Source organism: Flagellimonas abyssi (assembly GCF_019457905.1).
GTDB lineage: Bacteria > Bacteroidota > Bacteroidia > Flavobacteriales > Flavobacteriaceae > Flagellimonas > Flagellimonas abyssi.
Map to the genome: position 1 here is coordinate 41,916 of NZ_JAHZSV010000012.1, position 17,865 is coordinate 59,780.

A 17,865-nucleotide genomic window follows, 5' to 3' on the forward strand; every position below is an offset into this window, starting at 1 on the left:
TATGTTGGTCGTTTATTTGCGCTTGGAAATTTCATCCCTCAATTTTGCGGCCTTTTCGTAGTCTTCGCTGGCCACTGCATTGTCCAATTCTTTATGAAGTTCTTGTAGGGACATTTCTCTGTATCCGTGGGTATCGGAACCCGATTCCAGCTCCACGGCCTCTCCTTCTTGAAGGATTTCATCGACCATAATGCTGTCGTCCTCGTCCTCTTCTTTCTCTTTGGAAGAAAATTTTAGGAAAATACCGGCTTTGTCCAAAATGGTCTTGTACGTAAAAATGGGGGCGTTAAACCGCAGTGCAAGTGCAATCGCATCACTGGTGCGGGCATCGATGATTTCCTCATCGTTATCGCGCTCACAGATAATGCTGGAATAGAAAACGCCGTCCACCAGTTTATGGATGATCACCTGCTTGACCACGATTTTGAACCTGTCCGCAAAATTCTTGAACAGGTCGTGGGTCAAAGGTCTGGGCGGTTTTATCTCTTTTTCCAAAGCAATGGCAATGGACTGTGCTTCAAATGCGCCTATAACAATGGGAAGTTTACGGTCTCCCTCCTCTTCATTTAAAATAAGGGCGTACGCGCCATTTTGTGTTTGGCTGTATGATATCCCCTTTATTTTTAATCGTACTAAACTCATATATCTCCTCCTAAAGCAAAGGGGCCGTCCAAATAAGTGGCTTTACCAGTTATCTGAACAGCCCCTTGCAATGGGCAAATTAACAAAATTTAAGTGTTTTGGGCTTTAAATTCTTTTAATTTTTCGATGAGTTCGGGCACTACCTCGAAGGCATCCCCGACTATTCCGTAATCTGCAGCCTTAAAGAAAGGTGCTTCCGGGTCGTTATTGATGACCACTTTTACTTTGGAGGCGTTGATACCTGCCAAATGTTGAATGGCTCCCGAAATTCCGATGGCTATATAAAGATTACTGGCCACGGGCTTACCGGTTTGACCAACGTGCTCGCTATGGGGGCGCCATCCCATATCCGAAACAGGTTTGGAACATGCGGTCGCCGCACCCAAAACGTCGGCCAATTCTTCTACCATGCTCCAATTCTCTGGTCCTTTTAGTCCTCGACCGCCAGATACGACGATATCGGCATCGGCGATAGTGGCTTTTCCGACCACACGATCTACATCCACCGATTTAACGGAAAATGCGTTATCGCTCAATGATGGGCCAAAATCTTCCACCGAAGCAGATACATTGTTTTCAGTAACACCAAATGCGTTGCTGGAAACCCCTATAATCTTTACATCCGACGAAATCTCGGTCATAGCGAACCCTTTGTTACTGAAAGCAGTCCTTTTAACCATAAATGGTGAAGTGCTTTCAGGGGCAGCTACCACATTGGGTGTATATCCAGCAGATAATTTAGCCGATAAAATCGGGGCCAAATATTTACTGTCTGCGCTGGAACTCAATATGATCACTTTGGCATCTTCCGTTTTTGCAGCTTGCTCCAATACATCGGCATAGGCCTTGGCATTAAATGTTTTTAAGGAGTCATCCGATACCTTCAGGACTTTGGAAACCCCGTAGGTCCCCAATGAGGCATCGTCCTCGGCATTAAAAGAGACCGCGGTTACGGTTGTGCCTAAGTCCTGGGCCACTTTATGTGCGTAAGAGGCTGCTTCGAAGGCATTTTTTTTGAATTTTCCCTTTAGGGATTCTGTATATACTAATACTGACATAATCTTTTTCTCTTGTTTAGATAACTTTTGCTTCGTTGTGCAGTAGTTCCACTAATTCTCCCACGTTGCCGGCATCGACCAATTTAACGGGTCCTTTGGCGGCGGGCTTTTCAAATTTTTGGTCCTGTGTGGGTTGTGAAGCATCAACGGGTTCTACCACATTAAATGCTTTTTTACGGGCCATCATAATACCTCTCATGTTCGGGATACGAAGGTCGCTTTCCTCTACCAACCCTTTTTGTCCACCGATCACCAGTGGAAGCGAAGTGCTGATTTTTTCTTTTCCACCATCGATTTCACGAACTGCTGTTGCGGTATCACCATCGATTTCGAGGCTGATACAGGTGTTCACAAAGTTCATATCCAACAAGGTGGCGAGTATTCCGGGAACCATACCACCATTGTAGTCGATGGATTCCCTACCTGCGATGATCAGGTCGTATTCCCCATTTTTGACCACTTCGGCCAACTGTTGGGCTACAAAAAAACCATCTTTTGGCTCTGCATCCACTCGAATGGCCTCATCGGCACCAATGGCCAGGGCTTTTCTAATGGTGGGCTCGGTTTGGGCACCGCCCACGTTCACTACATGGACCGTGGCACCTTGCTTTTCCTTGAACCACATGGCACGTGTGAGGCCAAACTCATCATTAGGATTAATAACAAATTGAACCCCGTTTGTGTCAAACTTGGTATCACCTTCCGTAAAATTGATTTTGGAAGTAGTATCAGGTACATTGCTAATGCAAACTAAAATCTTCATATATACTTTAGGTTTATCTGCTCAAATATAATTATAAAAATCCGAAATTTATTATGCATGCATAATAAATTTTGTTCTTTTTTTTGGATTTTGGTCAGGCGAGTTTCGGGTAGTTTTTGCTATTTTTGCTTGCGTTTTTAAGCAGACTATAAATATTTAGTACGATTCAATGAAAACATTACAGTTTAGGGAGGCAATAGCCGAGGCTATGTCCGAAGAAATGCGAAGAGATGATACCATTTATTTGATGGGCGAGGAGGTGGCCGAGTATAACGGTGCTTACAAGGCCTCCAAAGGCATGTTGGATGAGTTCGGACCGGAGCGTGTATTGGATACCCCGATTTCAGAACTTGGTTTTGCCGGTATCGGTGTTGGTTCTGCAATGAACGGCAATAGGCCCATTATAGAATTTATGACATTCAACTTCTCCTTGGTGGGAATTGACCAAATTATAAACAACGCTGCCAAGATCCGTCAGATGTCCGGTGGGCAGTTCAATTGTCCTATCGTATTTAGAGGTCCTACGGCTTCTGCGGGACAGTTGGCCGCAACGCACTCCCAAGCTTTTGAAAGCTGGTTTGCAAACACTCCGGGACTCAAGGTAGTGGTTCCATCGAACCCTGCGGATGCCAAAGGTTTGTTGAAATCCGCAATCCGTGATGATGACCCTGTAATTTTTATGGAATCAGAGCAAATGTACGGTGACAAGGGTGAGGTGCCCGAAGGAGAGTACACCATTCCATTGGGTGTTGCGGATATCAAAAGAGAAGGTACCGATGTGACCATAGTTTCCTTTGGAAAAATCATTAAAGAAGCCTATAAGGCGGCGGATGAATTGGAAAAAGAGGGCATCAGCTGTGAAATCATTGATTTGAGAACGGTTCGTCCCATGGATCATGATGCTATTCTTACTTCGGTAAAGAAAACCAATAGGATGGTAATCTTGGAAGAAGCTTGGCCTTTTGGTAACGTGGCCACTGAAATTATCTATCACGTACAGGATAAAGCTTTCGACTATTTGGATGCACCTATCGTGAAATTGAACACAGCAGATACCCCTGCACCATACTCTCCGGTACTTTTGGCGGAGTGGTTACCAAACCACGAAGATGTCATTAAAGCTGTTAAGAAAGTGTTATATAAGTAATAGAAACATATTTTAAGGTATATTAGCCCCGTCAATTTTATTGACGGGGCTATATTATTTAGGGAACATTTTTTTGATTAGAAATTACTTTGAACCAAATTTGACCTGAGTTAAATGGGAACTAGCAGTTGTGCTGTTCCACAATGTCCCACATACTTGCCTATGAAAAGATTCTTTTCTGTTTTTTTCCTGATTTTTACAGTTTGTGTCAGTGCGCAGACCAAAATAGAAGGGATAGTTTCCGATGACACGGGAATGCCGATTGCCTTTGCCAACATCATTTTTGTAAACTCTTCTGAGGGAACCATTACCAACGACAACGGTAGGTTTTATATGGAATCCGATGAGACCTATGATGCCATCAAAGTGTCCTTTATCGGTTATGAGACCAAGGAAATTCCGTTGGGGCAAAAGGTGAACTACAATATGGAAATCGTGCTGACCGAATCTGCTGAACAGCTTCAGGAAGTGGTGGTGTACACTGGAAAGCAATCCAAAAAGAACAATCCGGCCATAGATATTTTACGCAAGATTTGGGCGAAGAAGCGGGAGAACGGGGTGCGTAAATTCAAGCAGTACCAATATGATAAATATGAGAAAATCGAGTTTGATCTGAACACTATCGATAGCGCTTTGATCAAAAGCAAACTATTCAAAGGGCTCGAATTTATGTTCGAAGACCTGGATACGTCTCGAATCACAGGAAAAACCTATCTGCCCATGTTCTTGAGCGAATCTTTTTCCAAAGTATATGGCGACAATGTGCTCGATAGGGAGAAAGAAGATGTACTCGGCAACAAAAACTCAGGTTTTAGCGGTAATCAGGCGATAACAGCCTTCGTGGAAGACCTCTATTCCGATTACGATATCTACAATAATTACCTCAAGTTTTTTGATAAGAGCTTTACCAGTCCGTTGTCCAAAACGGGGATAGATGTCTATAACTATGTGCTGTCCGACAGTACCTATATTGATGATAAGTGGTGCTACAATATTATTTATTACCCACGTCGCAAGAACGAACTAACCTTTAAAGGTGATTTTTGGGTAAACGATACCACTTTCGCTATCAAAAAAATCAACTTGCAGGTTACCAAAAGCGCTAACATTAACTGGGTGAAGGAGATTTATATTGAACAGGATTTTGAGGTGGTCAACGATTCTGTTTTTCTCTTGAAACGGGATTATATGCTGAGCGATTTTAGTTTTTCCAAAAAAGAGGAATCTCGCGGTGTCTACGGAAAACGTACTACCGTTTTTGATAACTACAACTTTAACAATCCAAGACCCGAAGATTTTTACAAGGCCGTTTCCGACCCATACGACCCACGGGTGTTCTCTCAGGATAGTATTTTCTGGGAAAATGCCCGTTTGGAACGTTTGAACGAAGACGAATCCGGAATCTTCAAACTGCTGGATACTTTAAAAACAGTGCCCAAGTTCCGAACCTATTACGATATTGTCAGTATTCTAGGGTCAGGTTACGTCGAAATCGATAAATGGAATATCGACATCGGGGATATCTATAGCACTTTTGGCTATAATGATGCCGAAGGGATTCGTCTAAGAGGCGGTGCCCGGACCTATTTTGGCCAGAATGATCTTTGGCGATTGGAAGGTTATATGGCCTATGGCTTCAACGATAAAAAATTCAAGCACGGATTTTCAGGAAAGTTTTTGTTGGATCGAAAGAACCGTTTGATCATTTCAGGAGGAAATAGACGGGACATAGAGCAATTAGGACTCAGTTTAACGAGTACCAACGATGTAATGGGCAGGAGTATTGCCTCTTCATCCTTGGTAACCGTAGGTTCCAACGATCGCTTGACCAATATCAATCTTTCCACATTGAACGTGGAAATGGAACCTGTAAAGAATTTTAGAATTGATGTTGGTGGCTCGTTCAGAACCCTTAGTTCGGCATTGCCAGATGCTTTTAGCCTGGATTATGTAGATCCAAACTCACTTTCAGGAATTTCATCGGAAATAAAACAGTTCGACCTTACTACCACATTGATCTATACCCCTGGTAAACGGACTATTGGTTATGGCGTGGAACGATCTAACATCAATGATGATTATAGCACACTTGTATTAAAATATACCAAAGGGCTGGATGGTTTTCTGGAAAGTGATTTTGATTACGAGAAAATCCAATTTTCCTATCAGCAACCATGGCAAATAGGTGGTTTTGGTAGGTTAACAAGTACTGTGGAACTAGGGAAGACCTTTGGGGCAGTGCCGCTGGGGCTCTTGAGTGTGATTCCCGGTAACCAGACCCTTTTTTCACTTTATAATGTATTTCCCAATCTGGATTTCTACGAATTTGTGACCGATACGTACGCCACTGTGCATCTGGAACACAACTTCAACGGTCGTTTGTTTTCAAGAATTCCATTGTTGCGAAAGCTGAATCTAAGGGAGATAGTGGGGGTGAGAGGAGCTTGGGGACAATTATCCGAAGAGAATATTGCACTTAGCGCGCCTACCAACATTCCTTTAATGGCACCGGAGGATCAGGTGTATTGGGAATATTCTTTAGGTGTGGGCAACATTTTTAAAATACTTCGGATAGATTTCAACTTCCGTGGCAATTACCTCGAAAATCCAGATGCACGTGCTTTTGGGATTACAGGTACCTTCGGGTTTAATTTTTAATTCAAAGGAAACCTGTGATTTATGTGGTCTATTCCAGTAATACTGGTTATTTTTGCAGCATAAATTATATCACTAACATGTCTAAAAAACCACGTATTACCTTCGATGTACTTGTAGAAATTCCAAAAGGTAGCAGGAACAAGTACGAATACGACTTCACCCTCAACAAAATTCGATTCGACAGAACCCTTTTTTCTTCAATGATGTATCCTGGAGACTATGGTTTCATTCCGGAGACCTTGGCCTTGGACGGGGACCCATTGGACGTTTTGGTTCTTTGTACCGAACCCACATATCCCATGGTCGTTGTAGAAGTAAAACCTGTTGGGGTTTTCCATATGACCGATGAAAAAGGACCGGATGAAAAAATCATCTGTGTTCCTGTTTCTGACCCTATCTGGAGTAAAAGGGACGATATCAGCGAATTGAATCCCCATCGATTAAAAGAGATCGAACATTTCTTTCAAGTATATAAAGATTTGGAAGAGAAGAAAGTAGACACAGGCGGTTGGGGAGATGTAAATGAGGCCATACAAATTTACCATGAGTGTGTTCAACGCTATGAAGATAGCGACCACAAAAAAAGAAGGGCTTATACCATATAGATTACATAAATATAACTTTAAAAAAATGCGCTTTTAATAATTAAAGGCGCATTTTTTTTATTACTTCGTATTTTACTACATTAGCTGGCATTAAAAAATTCTAAACTATCTAACCTATGGATTTAATCGTAAAATTTTTGCCAGTATTTGGTGTCTTGGGCCTTCTTTATGTATTTATCAAGAACATGTGGATTTCCAAACAAGAGGTCGGTACCGAAAAGATGGCAAGAATAGCCAAGAATATTGCCGATGGGGCAATGTCCTTTTTAAAAGCCGAGTATAAAATATTAGGCATCTTCGTGGTTTGTGTGGCCGTGCTGCTCTTCTTTAAAGGAAGTAACGAAGCTGGTTCCAATGGTATGGTGGCCGTTTCCTTTATTGTGGGGGCCATCTGTTCCGCCCTAGCTGGGTTTATTGGAATGAAGGTTGCTACTAAAGCCAATGTGCGTACAACCAATGCAGCAAGAACATCATTGGGCAAAGCGCTCGAAGTAGCCTTTGCCGGTGGGGCAGTCATGGGCCTCGGTGTAGTTGGTCTAGGAGTGTTGGGGCTGAGCGGACTCTTCATGATCTACAGTGGTCAAGGTTGGGAAATCGCCGAAGTGTTGAACGTACTCTCCGGTTTCTCGCTAGGGGCTTCATCCATAGCATTGTTTGCCCGTGTGGGTGGAGGTATCTACACCAAGGCGGCCGATGTTGGTGCCGATTTGGTCGGAAAGGTCGAAGCGGGGATTCCCGAAGACCACCCGCTGAACCCTGCAACCATTGCCGACAATGTTGGCGATAATGTTGGGGACGTTGCCGGTATGGGAGCTGACCTTTTTGAATCTTACGTAGGTTCTATTATTGGTACAATGGTATTGGGCGCCGTGTTTGCCGGGTTGCCCGAATTCCAAAATGCGTTCGATGGCCTTGGAGCCGTTTACTTGCCGTTGGCATTGGCAGCAGTCGGAATTGTGATGTCCATTATAGGCACTTTTTTTGTAAGGGTAAAGGATGGTGGAAATCCACAGACTGCCTTGAATATTGGTGAATTTGGATCAGCAGGTTTGATGTTGATCGCTTCCTACTTTATAATTACAGGAATGTTGCCTGAGTCATGGATCGAAGGTGGAAAGGAATTTACTTCAATGGGAGTATTCTGGGCAACTATTGCTGGTCTTGTGGCCGGATTATTGGTTGGTAAAGTAACAGAATATTACACAGGAACCGGAACAAAGCCGGTGAATTCCATAGTGCGACAGTCAGAAACTGGAGCGGCAACCAATATCATTGCCGGTCTTGGAGTAGGAATGATGTCCACAGCCATTCCAATTATATTGATTGCAGCGGCCATATTGGTTTCCCATCATTTTGCAGGATTGTACGGAATTGCAATCGCCGCTGTGGGAATGTTGGCCAATACAGGTATCCAATTGGCTGTTGATGCCTACGGACCTATTTCGGATAACGCAGGTGGTATCGCCGAAATGGCGGAACTTCCTAGTGAAGTTCGTGAAAGAACGGACAAATTGGATGCTGTAGGAAACACTACCGCAGCAATTGGTAAAGGGTTTGCTATTGCGTCCGCAGCATTGACCGCATTGGCGCTTTTTGCAGCCTTTATGAAGACGGCCGGAGTTACATCGATTGATGTATCCCAACCCGATATTATGGCCGGACTCCTGCTCGGAGGTATGTTGCCATTTGTATTTTCCGCACTATCCATGAACGCCGTAGGTAGGGCTGCCATGGCCATGATCGAAGAGGTGCGTCGACAGTTCAGGGATATTCCACAGTTGAAAGCGGCCTTGGAGGTGATGCGAAAATATGATTCCGATATTTCGAAAGCAACTGTCGAGGACAGAAAGATATTTGATGCTGCCGATGGTTTGGCAGAATATGAAAAATGTGTGGCCATTTCAACACAGGCTTCCATAAAAGAAATGGTATTGCCGGGATTGTTGGCCATTGCCGTTCCTGTGGCCATTGGTTTTATAGGCGGTGCTGAGATGTTGGGCGGACTTTTGGCAGGAGTGACCACAGCAGGTGTGCTTATGGCCATATTCCAATCTAACGCTGGTGGTGCATGGGATAATGCCAAAAAGACCATCGAAAGTGAAGGCCGTAAAGGTAGTGATGCACATAAAGCCGCAGTGGTAGGTGATACCGTAGGTGATCCTTTTAAGGATACTTCCGGTCCTTCTTTAAATATTTTGCTTAAATTGATGTCCGTAGTTGCTTTGGTAATTGCTCCCAGTTTGGTAAGTCTTTCTCCTACTGATGGGGTTGGCATTACAAAAGAGGATGGTACCATGATCACCATTACCGAAGAGGGGATGAAAGAAACCAGAGCGATTGCAAAAGAAATCCGTGTAGAAATCAGCAATACTACGGATGGTGGATATAAGGCCGTTGTTACATCAAGTACGAACGAAAACGGAGAAGTTGTTGAAGAAACGAAAGAACTGATGGCCGATTCGAAAGAGGAATTGGAGAAAAAAATACAAGAATATAAGAGTGCTGAGGCAAAGAATTAGCTCTCGCTTTACAATAATGAAGCTGGAAAAACCACGCCAAACGGCGTGGTTTTTTTATTAATTCAACTTAAACGTTATTGGAATGGAGTAGGGTACCTTAACTGCAGTGCCACGCTGTTTTCCTGGAATCAACCTTGGTAACTTGGAGATGATTCGGGCCGCTTCGGACTCCAGACTTTCATGTGGTCCCCTTAGTCTAACATTTCCGATGCTACCATCTGTTTGTACGGTAAACATAACGCTAACCCGTCCTTCAAGACCCATTTCCTGTGCCATTTCCGGGTAACGGAAATTTTTTTGAATGTGCTTTAGCATTTGGGACTGAAAACATGCTCGTTTGTCCTTTTCTGTTTTTTCATTCTCGCAACCGGGAAAAACAGGGGCGTTTTCAATAAGAACAAAAGGGATTTCTTCGGGAATTTCATCCTCGGCTACAACAACATCTTCAACCTTGGCAATTTCCGTTTCCTGATTGACTTCGTCCGATTTGATAACGGTTTCCTCAACCTTTTCATCATCTTCCGCAATTTCAATTTTTGGAGGGGTCTGGATTTCGGGTTTGGGAGGGTCTGGTAGTTTTATTTTTACAATGGTGGCGTTCTCGGTCAAATCTTCATCAACGTTTTGGCTAACATCCCAGGAATCAGCTTTGTAATAGGTTTTCCATTCCAACGCCAAATAGGCCATCAAAAGTACGAGCGTCATTCCTACAAAAAAGTAGAGAAGGCTGTTTCGTCTCAAATCAAGTTGTGGATTTTTTTTCGGTTCCATAATTTTCAAATTTTTGGCCTGTACAGGCGTAGTTAATAGCTATGGTAAGCTACTTTGAAAATGGACCGAAATAAAACGCCAATGAGTGAACGGGCTATTTGGTTGAGGGAAATGTGTATAAAATTCTAGTCGATGATAGCTTGGTAGACCAATGCACGTAGTTTTCCGTGATCGTCAAGGTCGTTGGCGGGAATCAATTGTGTGAAATAAACAACGGTCATTTCTTCTTTCGGATCTACCCAGTAGGTGGAATGGTATGCGCCGCCCCATGCAAACTCACCTTCGGAACCCAATTCTCCCCGTAGGCCCAAATCTTCGACAGTGGAAAAGCCCAATCCAAAACCTGTGCCTTCCCCGAGCGGAAATGGGAGGTGGTTGGTGGTCATCAATTCTACCGTTTTTGGCGAAATGATACGCTTGCCGTTAAATTCACCTTTGTTGAGCATCATTTGTAAAAACTTGGTATAGTCCATGGCTGTGCTCAAAAAGCCCGCGCCTCCTGAAAAGCTTTTGCGAGGTCCCTCTACATAGGCACCTTGACCAACCATGCCTCCAGGATTGGGGGCGCGCTCCAATCCGTTTTCCGTTGCGGAATAAACGGTGGCCAAACGTTCTTTTTTAACCAAAGGAAGGTAGAAATGGGTGTCGTCCATACCCAAGGGTTCAAGAATATTCCTTTGTAGGTAAACATCCAGGCTTTCACCGGAAACCACTTCAATCAAAGCACCAAGGATATCGGTGTTGTAACCGTAAACAAACTGTTTTCTGGGTTGTGCCTCAAAGGGTAATTCTGCCATTCGATTGACCGTTGCTTGAATGGGTTCATCCCGATCTGCAAAATACCACCCTTGGATGTTGGCTTCTTTCCATAAATCACCGGCAATCCCATATCCATACGAAACCCCAGAGGTGTGGGTGAGCAAGTCGCGAATGGTGATGGGCCTTTCAGCGTCGACAATGTCGTAAGAACCGTCTTCTTTTTCAACGGCAACCTTAGTTTTCATAAAGGCAGGCATATATTTTTCAACAGGGTCCGTAATCAACAGCTTGCCCTGTTCTTGAAGTATCATAACCCCGACGCTTACAATGGCCTTGGTTTGGGATGCAATCCTAAAAATGGAGCCTTCGCTCATTGGAACATTGGTTTCGATATCGTTCTTCCCAAATGACTTCAAATAAGCAATCTTTCCTTTTCGGGCTACAAGAATTGTAGCACCGGGCAATTTCCCTTCATCAATATAGTCCTGAAACGTTTGTGACAATCTTTCCAGTCGCTCGGAGGACATGCCAACTTCCTCAGGAGAGACTTTGCCGAGCTGTTGAGCGCTTACTGTAAATTGTATAAAGAAGTATAAAAGGAAAGTGGAAAATCTCAAAGGAAATGCAGTTTTCATGATGGGTTGAGCAATATGTTTCTTTTATTATTTCTGAAGTTCCAGAAGTTCCAATGCCTTTTTTAACTCCTCTTGTAATTCATCATAACCGATAATGCGGCCAATACTTACATACTCCAAAAAGTGGGTCCGTAGATTTTGGTAAAGGGTTTCCTTGATTTGATTTTGCAATTGGATAACCTCCTTGGTCTGTTCCATACTTTCCAATTGCTTGTAAAGTTTTAAAATATCTGAGTTCATGGTATCAGGTTTTCTTTATTGTTTATTGTCTTTTTGGAATGGATATTGGTCCAATCCATGTAAAAAGAGTATAAATCAAGCAAAATACACCAAATCTTTTGGGAAAATACTTGATGAACTTAAAAAAACGGAAACAATTCAATTTTGAGTTTCAATCTTCTAAACTCTTGATCAAAACAAATATAACGTTCTGTTTTATTCAAACAGCCCATGAATCTCCCCATCGATACGGTTGATGACCTCCCCCAAATCCTCTGGTTTGTCCACAAAATCGAGGTTGTCCACATCAAAAATAAGCAGTTTGCCTTTTGCGTAGGTGTTCACCCAAGCCTCATAGCGTTCGTTCAAACGGCTGAGGTAATCAATGGAAATGGAATTTTCATAATCCCGCCCGCGCTTATGGATTTGATTCACCAAATTGGGAATGGAACTACGTAGGTATATCATTAGGTCCGGTGGTTGCACCAGGGATTCCATCAACTCAAAAAGACCCTTGTAATTTTCATAATCCCGGTTGGTCATTAGTCCCATAGCGTGCAGGTTAGGGGCAAATATGTGTGCGTCTTCATAAATGGTCCTATCCTGGATCACACTTTTTCCACTCTCCCTGATCTTTAAAATTTGACGGTACCTACTGTTCAAAAAGTAAATTTGAAGGTTGAAGCTCCATCGTTCCATCTGGGTGTAGAAATCGTCGAGATAAGGGTTGTCCACTACATCTTCAAAATGGGCCTCCCATTTATAATGTTTTGCAAGTAAGTTTGTCAAAGTTGTTTTTCCAGCGCCAATATTTCCTGCTACAGCAATATGCATGGGATGTGATTGTTTTAAGTTGGTGTTTAATGATAAGGGGATCTCAAATCATCGCAATATACAAAGTATATCCACTTATAGAAAAAAAACTGGTTCAAACGCCCCATCTATTAAAGCACCAAACAAAGTTTTGAAATATCAACCAATTACGTACTTTTGCCCTTCAAAATGAGGAAAGATTTGACTGATTGCAACCTCTTTTCCTGAATTGTTCGGGATTAAAAATGCTAAAGCAGTTCGTGTCGCACCAAATAGGGTCGGGGCATCTCCTCTCAAAGGGTTAAAGAACTACTTCTTGCAGTTTTGTCGAATTTCTTGATATAAAAATTAGTAATGGCGTATTTGTTTACATCGGAATCCGTGAGTGAGGGTCATCCGGATAAAATTGCAGATCAGATCAGTGATGCATTGTTGGATAATTTTTTGGCCTTTGACCCAGAGAGCAAAGTGGCTTGCGAAACTATGGTGACCACGGGTCAGGTAGTGTTGGCGGGTGAAGTAAAGAGTCATACCTACGTGGATTTGCAGAGCATAGCTAGGGAAGTCATCAATAAAATTGGCTACACCAAAGGTGAATATAAGTTTAGTGGTGATTCCTGTGGCGTGATTTCTTTGATTCACGAACAATCACAGGACATTAACCAAGGGGTAGATCGCGGTACCAAAGAAGAACAAGGTGCCGGGGACCAAGGTATGATGTTCGGTTATGCCACCACAGAGACCGATAATTATATGCCTTTGGCATTGGACATCTCACACAAGATTTTAGAGGTTTTGGCTAGTTTGAGGAGAGAAGGAAACAGGATCCCATATTTGCGACCCGATGCCAAAGCACAGGTGACGATTGAATACTCCGACGACAATGTGCCACAACGTATCGATACCATTGTAGTTTCAACGCAACATGACGAGTTTGATGCAGACGAGGTGATGCTGGCCAAGATCAAGGAGGATATCATCCATATTTTGATTCCAGAGGTGAAAAAATTATTACCGGAGAGCATTCAAAAATTGTTTACGGAAAGTATTAAGTATCACATTAATCCAACCGGAAAATTTGTGATCGGTGGCCCACATGGAGATGCCGGTCTTACAGGAAGAAAAATAATCGTGGACACCTATGGAGGAAAAGGTGCCCACGGAGGAGGTGCTTTTAGTGGAAAGGATCCTAGCAAAGTGGACCGAAGTGCTGCCTATGCTGCCCGCCATATGGCAAAAAATTTGGTGGCTGCCGGGGTTGCTGGTGAGATTTTGGTGCAAGTAAGCTATGCCATCGGCGTGGTAGAGCCTACATCTATTTTTGTGGATACCTATAAATCTTCCAACGTGAATATGACCGATGGTGAAATTGCCAAAAAGGCATCTGAACTTTTTGATATGAGACCCTTTGCCATCGAGGAACGCTTAAAACTTCGCAACCCTATTTATTTGGAAACTGCTGCTTATGGACATTTGGGCAAACAACCCCGAACCGTAACCAAAGTATTCGAATCTCCTTATAATGGCAGAATCGAGAAAGAAGTGGAACTCTTCACTTGGGAAAAATTGGATATGGTGGACAAGGTGAAAGAGGCCTTTGGTTTATAAACTATCAGAATCAACACATACAAAGGAGCTTCCATGAGGCTCCTTTTTTTATTGGTATACTCCAGCCAACTTTAGTAGCTTTAGCCTATAAAAAGTTTTAGATATGAGAAGTTCCGTTAGAATTCTATTGCTAGGTGTTTTAATGTTGACGGTGACCGTCAGCTGTAAAGAGACCACCAAGACTGAGGTGCAAGAAGTCGATACCTACGTAGCCGACAATTACACCAAAAAAGAGGTGGACATTGAAATGCGCGATGGTATTACATTGCATACCACAATCTATTCACCAAAGGACACTTCCAAAAAATATCCTATCATTCTGCAACGTACGCCCTATAGCTCACAGCCTTATGGAGAAGGAAACTTTAGGACGAGAATTGGTCCGAACGAGCATTTGATGAAAGAAGGGAACATCATTGTTTACCAAGATGTTCGGGGAAGATGGCTCAGTGAAGGCCATTACGTGAATATGCGTGCCTACATTCCCAACAAAACCTCGGATGAGCAAGTGGACGAGAGTTCGGATACCTACGATACCATTGAGTGGCTGGTCAACAATGTGGAAAACAATAACGGCAATGTGGGTATTTGGGGGATTTCGTATCCCGGGTATTACGCCACCTATGCCACCGTGGATGCCCACCCCGCTTTGAAAGCCGCTTCACCACAGGCCTGTATCGGGGATTTCTTTTTTGATGATTTTCACCATAACGGAGCCTATTTGTTGAGCTATTTTAGGGCCACTTCGCTTTTTGGAACGCCGCGCCCCAATGGGGATCAGCCCATCGACACGGCTTGGTATACGCTTCCAAACCTGCCAACAGAAGATCAGTACCAGTTCTTCTTGGATGCAGGACCATTGAAGAATCTGGATTATTTCTTCGAATATGAAACGGCCGATACCCCTAACATGCGGCCAGAGGGAGTAACCGACGATTATTTCTGGAACGAGCTCAAGGAGCATCCGAATTACGATGAAATGTGGCAGAGCAAAGGCTTGATCCAGCATTTGAAAGATGTGAAGAGCAGTGTGGCCACTATGGTTGTCGGCGGTTGGTTTGACGCTGAAGATCTGTACGGGCCGTTGGAGACCTACAAGAACATTGAAAAATATAACGAAGGGAATTATAATACCATGGTTTTCGGACCATGGGACCATGGGGGGTGGGCTCGTGACAAGGAACGTAACGTGGTGGGCAACTACTATTTCGGCGATTCCATTTCGTTGTTTTATCAGAAAGATATCGAAACCAAGTTCTTCAACCATTTTTTGAAAGGCGAGGGCGATAAAAACTCTGGATTGCCAGAGGCCTACGTTTTTGATACCGGTAAAAAAGAATGGAAAACCTACGATACTTGGCCTCCGGAAAATGCTGCCAAACAAACCATGTATCTGTCGGATGATCAAGAACTCACCTCAGAGCAAAAAGGAATTACTGGAATTCAGTTTATCAGCGATATAAAGAAGCCGGTTCCCTATTCCGAGGATGTAAAGACCGTTTTTACCCCAAGAAAATACATGACGGACGATCAGCGCTTTGCCGCCCGACGTTCCGATGTTTTGGTGTTTGAAACCGATGTAATGGACGAAGACCTGACCTTGGCAGGAGACATTATGGCCCATTTGAAAGTGGCGACCACGGGAACCGCAGCCGATTGGATTGTAAAGGTCATCGATGTGCACCCAGCCAATGCCGAGACCAATGAGGAAATGCAAGATCACCTTAAAATGAGCTATTACCATTTAATGGTAAGGAGCGAAGTGCTTCGCGGTCGGTTCAGAAATAGTTTTTCCGAACCGGAACCCTTCACTCCGAATGAGAAGACGGATGTGAACATAAAGCTTCAGGATGTGTTCCATACCATCAAAAAAGGGCACAAATTGCAGATTCAGGTACAGAGCACCTGGTTCCCGCTTATCGATTTGAATCCACAAACTTATGTGGACAACATCTTTAAGGCGGACGAATCCGATTTCAAGACACAGACACATACCGTTTTCACCGATTCCAATATTGAGTTTACGGTATTGAAATAAAAAATATGGAAGTTCGTGAGACAAAGTCTTTTGAGGAATTTTTTTCAAAAGATTAGGAAAATCAATCTTTCCATCAGTATATTTGTCCCACGAAGTTCAAACACGTATTGATTAGTTATCAAGAAAGGCGGAGGGAATAGACCCGATGAAGCCTTAGCAACCCTTGGCCCCTGATGCCGAGAAGGTGCTACATTCTATCCCACTTTAGGGTATAGATAACGACAATCGACATTTTTCGATTTTACTTTCTTATAACTTTTTGATTTTCCTACGGCCCATGCCGAAGGGTTTGACTTTTTAATTTAAAAATTTAACAATTCAAGCAACAAAAGTCATGAGTGATCAAAAATTTTCAACCAATGCTCTACATGCTGGCCACGATGTAACCGTTAACGGAGGTACAAGGGCCGTACCCATTTATCAGTCCACTTCGTATGTGTTCAACAATACGGACCATGCGGCCAATTTATTTTCATTGGCAGAGTTGGGCTTTATCTACACCCGATTGAACAATCCTACCAACCAGATTTTACAAGACCGTTTGGCAGCTATTGAAGGAGGAATAGGAGCAGTGGTGTTTGCTTCCGGGACAGCTGCCATTTCTACTAGTTTAATGACGCTTCTGAAAGCGGGAGACCATATTGTGGCTTCTAGTAGTTTGTATGGAGGTACCTATAATTTATTGAATGTGACCCTACCAAGATTGGGCATTACCACCACTTTTGTGGATGCCTCCAACCCTTCCAATTTTGCAGCTGCCGTTCAAGATAATACGCGGGCCTTTTTTGTGGAATCTTTGGGGAATCCGAAGTTGGATGTGCTTGATCTAAAAAGAATATCCAAGGAAGCCAAAGAGGCACAAGTACCATTTATTGTTGACAATACGGTAGCTACGCCAGGTTTGTTGAACCCTATTGAGCATGGTGCCAATTTGGTGATTCATTCCCTAACAAAATATATTGGTGGTCAGGGTAACTCTCTTGGTGGTGCCATTATCGATGCCGGTACCTTTGACTGGGCCAACGGAAAATTTCCTGAGTTTACAGAGCCCTCTGCAGGTTACCACGGTTTGGTGTACCATGAAGCCCTGGGTGCGCCAGCCTTTACCTTTAAGCTGATTTTGGAGGGACTGCGCGACTTTGGTGGAGCTTTGAGTCCGTTCAACGCTTTTCAGATTTTGCAAGGGTTGGAAACTTTGCCGGTGCGTATCAAACAGCACAGTATAAATGCCTTGGACTTGGCTGAATGGCTGGAGAATAGGGAAGAGGTTGCTTGGGTCAATTATCCCGGATTAAAAAGTAGTAAGTACAACGACTTGGCAAAAGAGTATCTGCCTAAAGGCCAGAGTGGAATCGTTACCTTTGGGGTCAAAGGTGGATTTGAAGCCGCAAAAAAGCTGACGGACGCCACGAAAATATTCTCGCTGTTGGCCAATATTGGAGATACCAAATCCTTGATTATACACCCTGCCAGTACCACGCACCAGCAATTGAATGAAGAGCAGCAGCAAAGCGCCGGTGTTTCTCAAGATTTAATACGTTTGTCGGTAGGTCTGGAGGATATCGAAGACTTGAAAGCTGATTTGGAGCAGGCTTTTGCCGCCATTTAATGATTAATAGATTAACGTCGT

General features: G+C 43.4%; 14 protein-coding genes and 1 riboswitch. Of the genes, 7 read left to right on the forward strand and 7 right to left on the reverse strand.

All coding sequences use genetic code 11. The features are described from left to right. Window positions 1-12: 12 nt before the first annotated feature. From K1F36_RS09710 to K1F36_RS09720, 3 genes are all read right to left on the reverse strand, one after another. On the reverse strand, window positions 13-642 hold the full coding sequence (locus K1F36_RS09710; RefSeq protein ID WP_108244830.1) for a bifunctional nuclease family protein: 630 nt from the start codon (window positions 640-642) through the stop codon (window positions 13-15). Between the two features lie 89 nt (window positions 643-731). Continuing rightward, window positions 732-1,700, reverse strand: coding sequence for an electron transfer flavoprotein subunit alpha/FixB family protein (locus tag K1F36_RS09715; RefSeq protein WP_220113641.1), 969 nt, complete (start codon window positions 1,698-1,700; stop codon window positions 732-734). Window positions 1,701-1,716: 16 nt separating this feature from the next. Further along, the gene (locus K1F36_RS09720; RefSeq protein ID WP_220113642.1) at window positions 1,717-2,463 is read right to left on the reverse strand and encodes an electron transfer flavoprotein subunit beta/FixA family protein; all 747 of its coding nucleotides are present in this window, start codon (window positions 2,461-2,463) and stop codon (window positions 1,717-1,719) included. Window positions 2,464-2,632: 169 nt separating this feature from the next. Here K1F36_RS09720 and K1F36_RS09725 point away from each other — a divergent pair, with 169 nt between their 5' ends. From K1F36_RS09725 to K1F36_RS09740, 4 genes are all read left to right on the forward strand, one after another. Beyond that, a complete protein-coding gene (locus tag K1F36_RS09725; protein WP_176621206.1) occupies window positions 2,633-3,610 on the forward strand; it encodes a pyruvate dehydrogenase complex E1 component subunit beta in 978 nt (325 codons plus the stop codon). Between the two features lie 162 nt (window positions 3,611-3,772). Continuing rightward, window positions 3,773-6,268 (forward strand): DUF5686 and carboxypeptidase-like regulatory domain-containing protein, encoded by a 2,496-nt coding sequence (locus K1F36_RS09730; RefSeq protein WP_220113643.1) that lies wholly within the window; start codon window positions 3,773-3,775, stop codon window positions 6,266-6,268. A gap of 77 nt (window positions 6,269-6,345) precedes the next feature. Next, a complete protein-coding gene (locus K1F36_RS09735) occupies window positions 6,346-6,873 on the forward strand; it encodes an inorganic diphosphatase (RefSeq protein WP_207033749.1) in 528 nt (175 codons plus the stop codon). Window positions 6,874-6,989: 116 nt separating this feature from the next. After that, window positions 6,990-9,392 carry a sodium-translocating pyrophosphatase gene (locus K1F36_RS09740; RefSeq protein WP_220113644.1) on the forward strand — a complete coding sequence of 801 codons (2,403 nt, stop codon included), beginning with the start codon at window positions 6,990-6,992 and terminating at the stop codon, window positions 9,390-9,392. 57 nt (window positions 9,393-9,449) lie between these two features. Here K1F36_RS09740 and K1F36_RS09745 read toward each other — a convergent pair whose 3' ends face one another. From K1F36_RS09745 to K1F36_RS09760, 4 genes are all read right to left on the reverse strand, one after another. Continuing rightward, window positions 9,450-10,163, reverse strand: coding sequence for an energy transducer TonB (locus K1F36_RS09745; protein ID WP_220113645.1), 714 nt, complete (start codon window positions 10,161-10,163; stop codon window positions 9,450-9,452). A gap of 125 nt (window positions 10,164-10,288) precedes the next feature. After that, window positions 10,289-11,557: a serine hydrolase domain-containing protein gene (locus K1F36_RS09750; protein WP_220113646.1), complete on the reverse strand. Its 1,269-nt coding sequence runs from the start codon at window positions 11,555-11,557 to the stop codon at window positions 10,289-10,291. A gap of 27 nt (window positions 11,558-11,584) precedes the next feature. Then, window positions 11,585-11,797 carry a hypothetical protein gene (locus K1F36_RS09755; protein ID WP_166246919.1) on the reverse strand — a complete coding sequence of 71 codons (213 nt, stop codon included), beginning with the start codon at window positions 11,795-11,797 and terminating at the stop codon, window positions 11,585-11,587. Between the two features lie 195 nt (window positions 11,798-11,992). Further along, the gene (locus tag K1F36_RS09760; RefSeq protein WP_220113647.1) at window positions 11,993-12,610 is read right to left on the reverse strand and encodes a deoxynucleoside kinase; all 618 of its coding nucleotides are present in this window, start codon (window positions 12,608-12,610) and stop codon (window positions 11,993-11,995) included. A gap of 333 nt (window positions 12,611-12,943) precedes the next feature. Here K1F36_RS09760 and metK point away from each other — a divergent pair, with 333 nt between their 5' ends. The 3 genes from metK (at window position 12,944) to K1F36_RS09775 (ending at window position 17,844) form a co-directional block, all read left to right on the forward strand. Then, window positions 12,944-14,197, forward strand: a complete 1,254-nt coding sequence (gene metK / locus K1F36_RS09765; protein ID WP_220113648.1) for a methionine adenosyltransferase — start codon at window positions 12,944-12,946, stop codon at window positions 14,195-14,197. A 103-nt stretch (window positions 14,198-14,300) separates the two neighbouring features. Continuing rightward, window positions 14,301-16,235, forward strand: a complete 1,935-nt coding sequence (locus K1F36_RS09770) for a CocE/NonD family hydrolase (RefSeq protein ID WP_220113649.1) — start codon at window positions 14,301-14,303, stop codon at window positions 16,233-16,235. 112 nt (window positions 16,236-16,347) lie between these two features. Then, window positions 16,348-16,457, forward strand: a riboswitch (SAM riboswitch). Window positions 16,458-16,569: 112 nt separating this feature from the next. Next, on the forward strand, window positions 16,570-17,844 hold the full coding sequence (locus K1F36_RS09775; RefSeq protein WP_220113650.1) for an O-acetylhomoserine aminocarboxypropyltransferase/cysteine synthase family protein: 1,275 nt from the start codon (window positions 16,570-16,572) through the stop codon (window positions 17,842-17,844). The last annotated feature ends 21 nt before the right edge of the window (window positions 17,845-17,865 follow it).

Coding starts and splice junctions, on each gene's coding strand:
- K1F36_RS09710 (WP_108244830.1), bottom strand. CDS start 642: ATGAGTTTAGTACGATTAAAAATAAAGGGGATATCATACAGCCAAACA.
- K1F36_RS09715 (WP_220113641.1), bottom strand. CDS start 1,700: ATGTCAGTATTAGTATATACAGAATCCCTAAAGGGAAAATTCAAAAAA.
- K1F36_RS09720 (WP_220113642.1), bottom strand. CDS start 2,463: ATGAAGATTTTAGTTTGCATTAGCAATGTACCTGATACTACTTCCAAA.
- K1F36_RS09725 (WP_176621206.1), top strand. CDS start 2,633: ATGAAAACATTACAGTTTAGGGAGGCAATAGCCGAGGCTATGTCCGAA.
- K1F36_RS09730 (WP_220113643.1), top strand. CDS start 3,773: ATGAAAAGATTCTTTTCTGTTTTTTTCCTGATTTTTACAGTTTGTGTC.
- K1F36_RS09735 (WP_207033749.1), top strand. CDS start 6,346: ATGTCTAAAAAACCACGTATTACCTTCGATGTACTTGTAGAAATTCCA.
- K1F36_RS09740 (WP_220113644.1), top strand. CDS start 6,990: ATGGATTTAATCGTAAAATTTTTGCCAGTATTTGGTGTCTTGGGCCTT.
- K1F36_RS09745 (WP_220113645.1), bottom strand. CDS start 10,163: ATGGAACCGAAAAAAAATCCACAACTTGATTTGAGACGAAACAGCCTT.
- K1F36_RS09750 (WP_220113646.1), bottom strand. CDS start 11,557: ATGAAAACTGCATTTCCTTTGAGATTTTCCACTTTCCTTTTATACTTC.
- K1F36_RS09755 (WP_166246919.1), bottom strand. CDS start 11,797: ATGAACTCAGATATTTTAAAACTTTACAAGCAATTGGAAAGTATGGAA.
- K1F36_RS09760 (WP_220113647.1), bottom strand. CDS start 12,610: ATGCATATTGCTGTAGCAGGAAATATTGGCGCTGGAAAAACAACTTTG.
- metK (WP_220113648.1), top strand. CDS start 12,944: ATGGCGTATTTGTTTACATCGGAATCCGTGAGTGAGGGTCATCCGGAT.
- K1F36_RS09770 (WP_220113649.1), top strand. CDS start 14,301: ATGAGAAGTTCCGTTAGAATTCTATTGCTAGGTGTTTTAATGTTGACG.
- K1F36_RS09775 (WP_220113650.1), top strand. CDS start 16,570: ATGAGTGATCAAAAATTTTCAACCAATGCTCTACATGCTGGCCACGAT.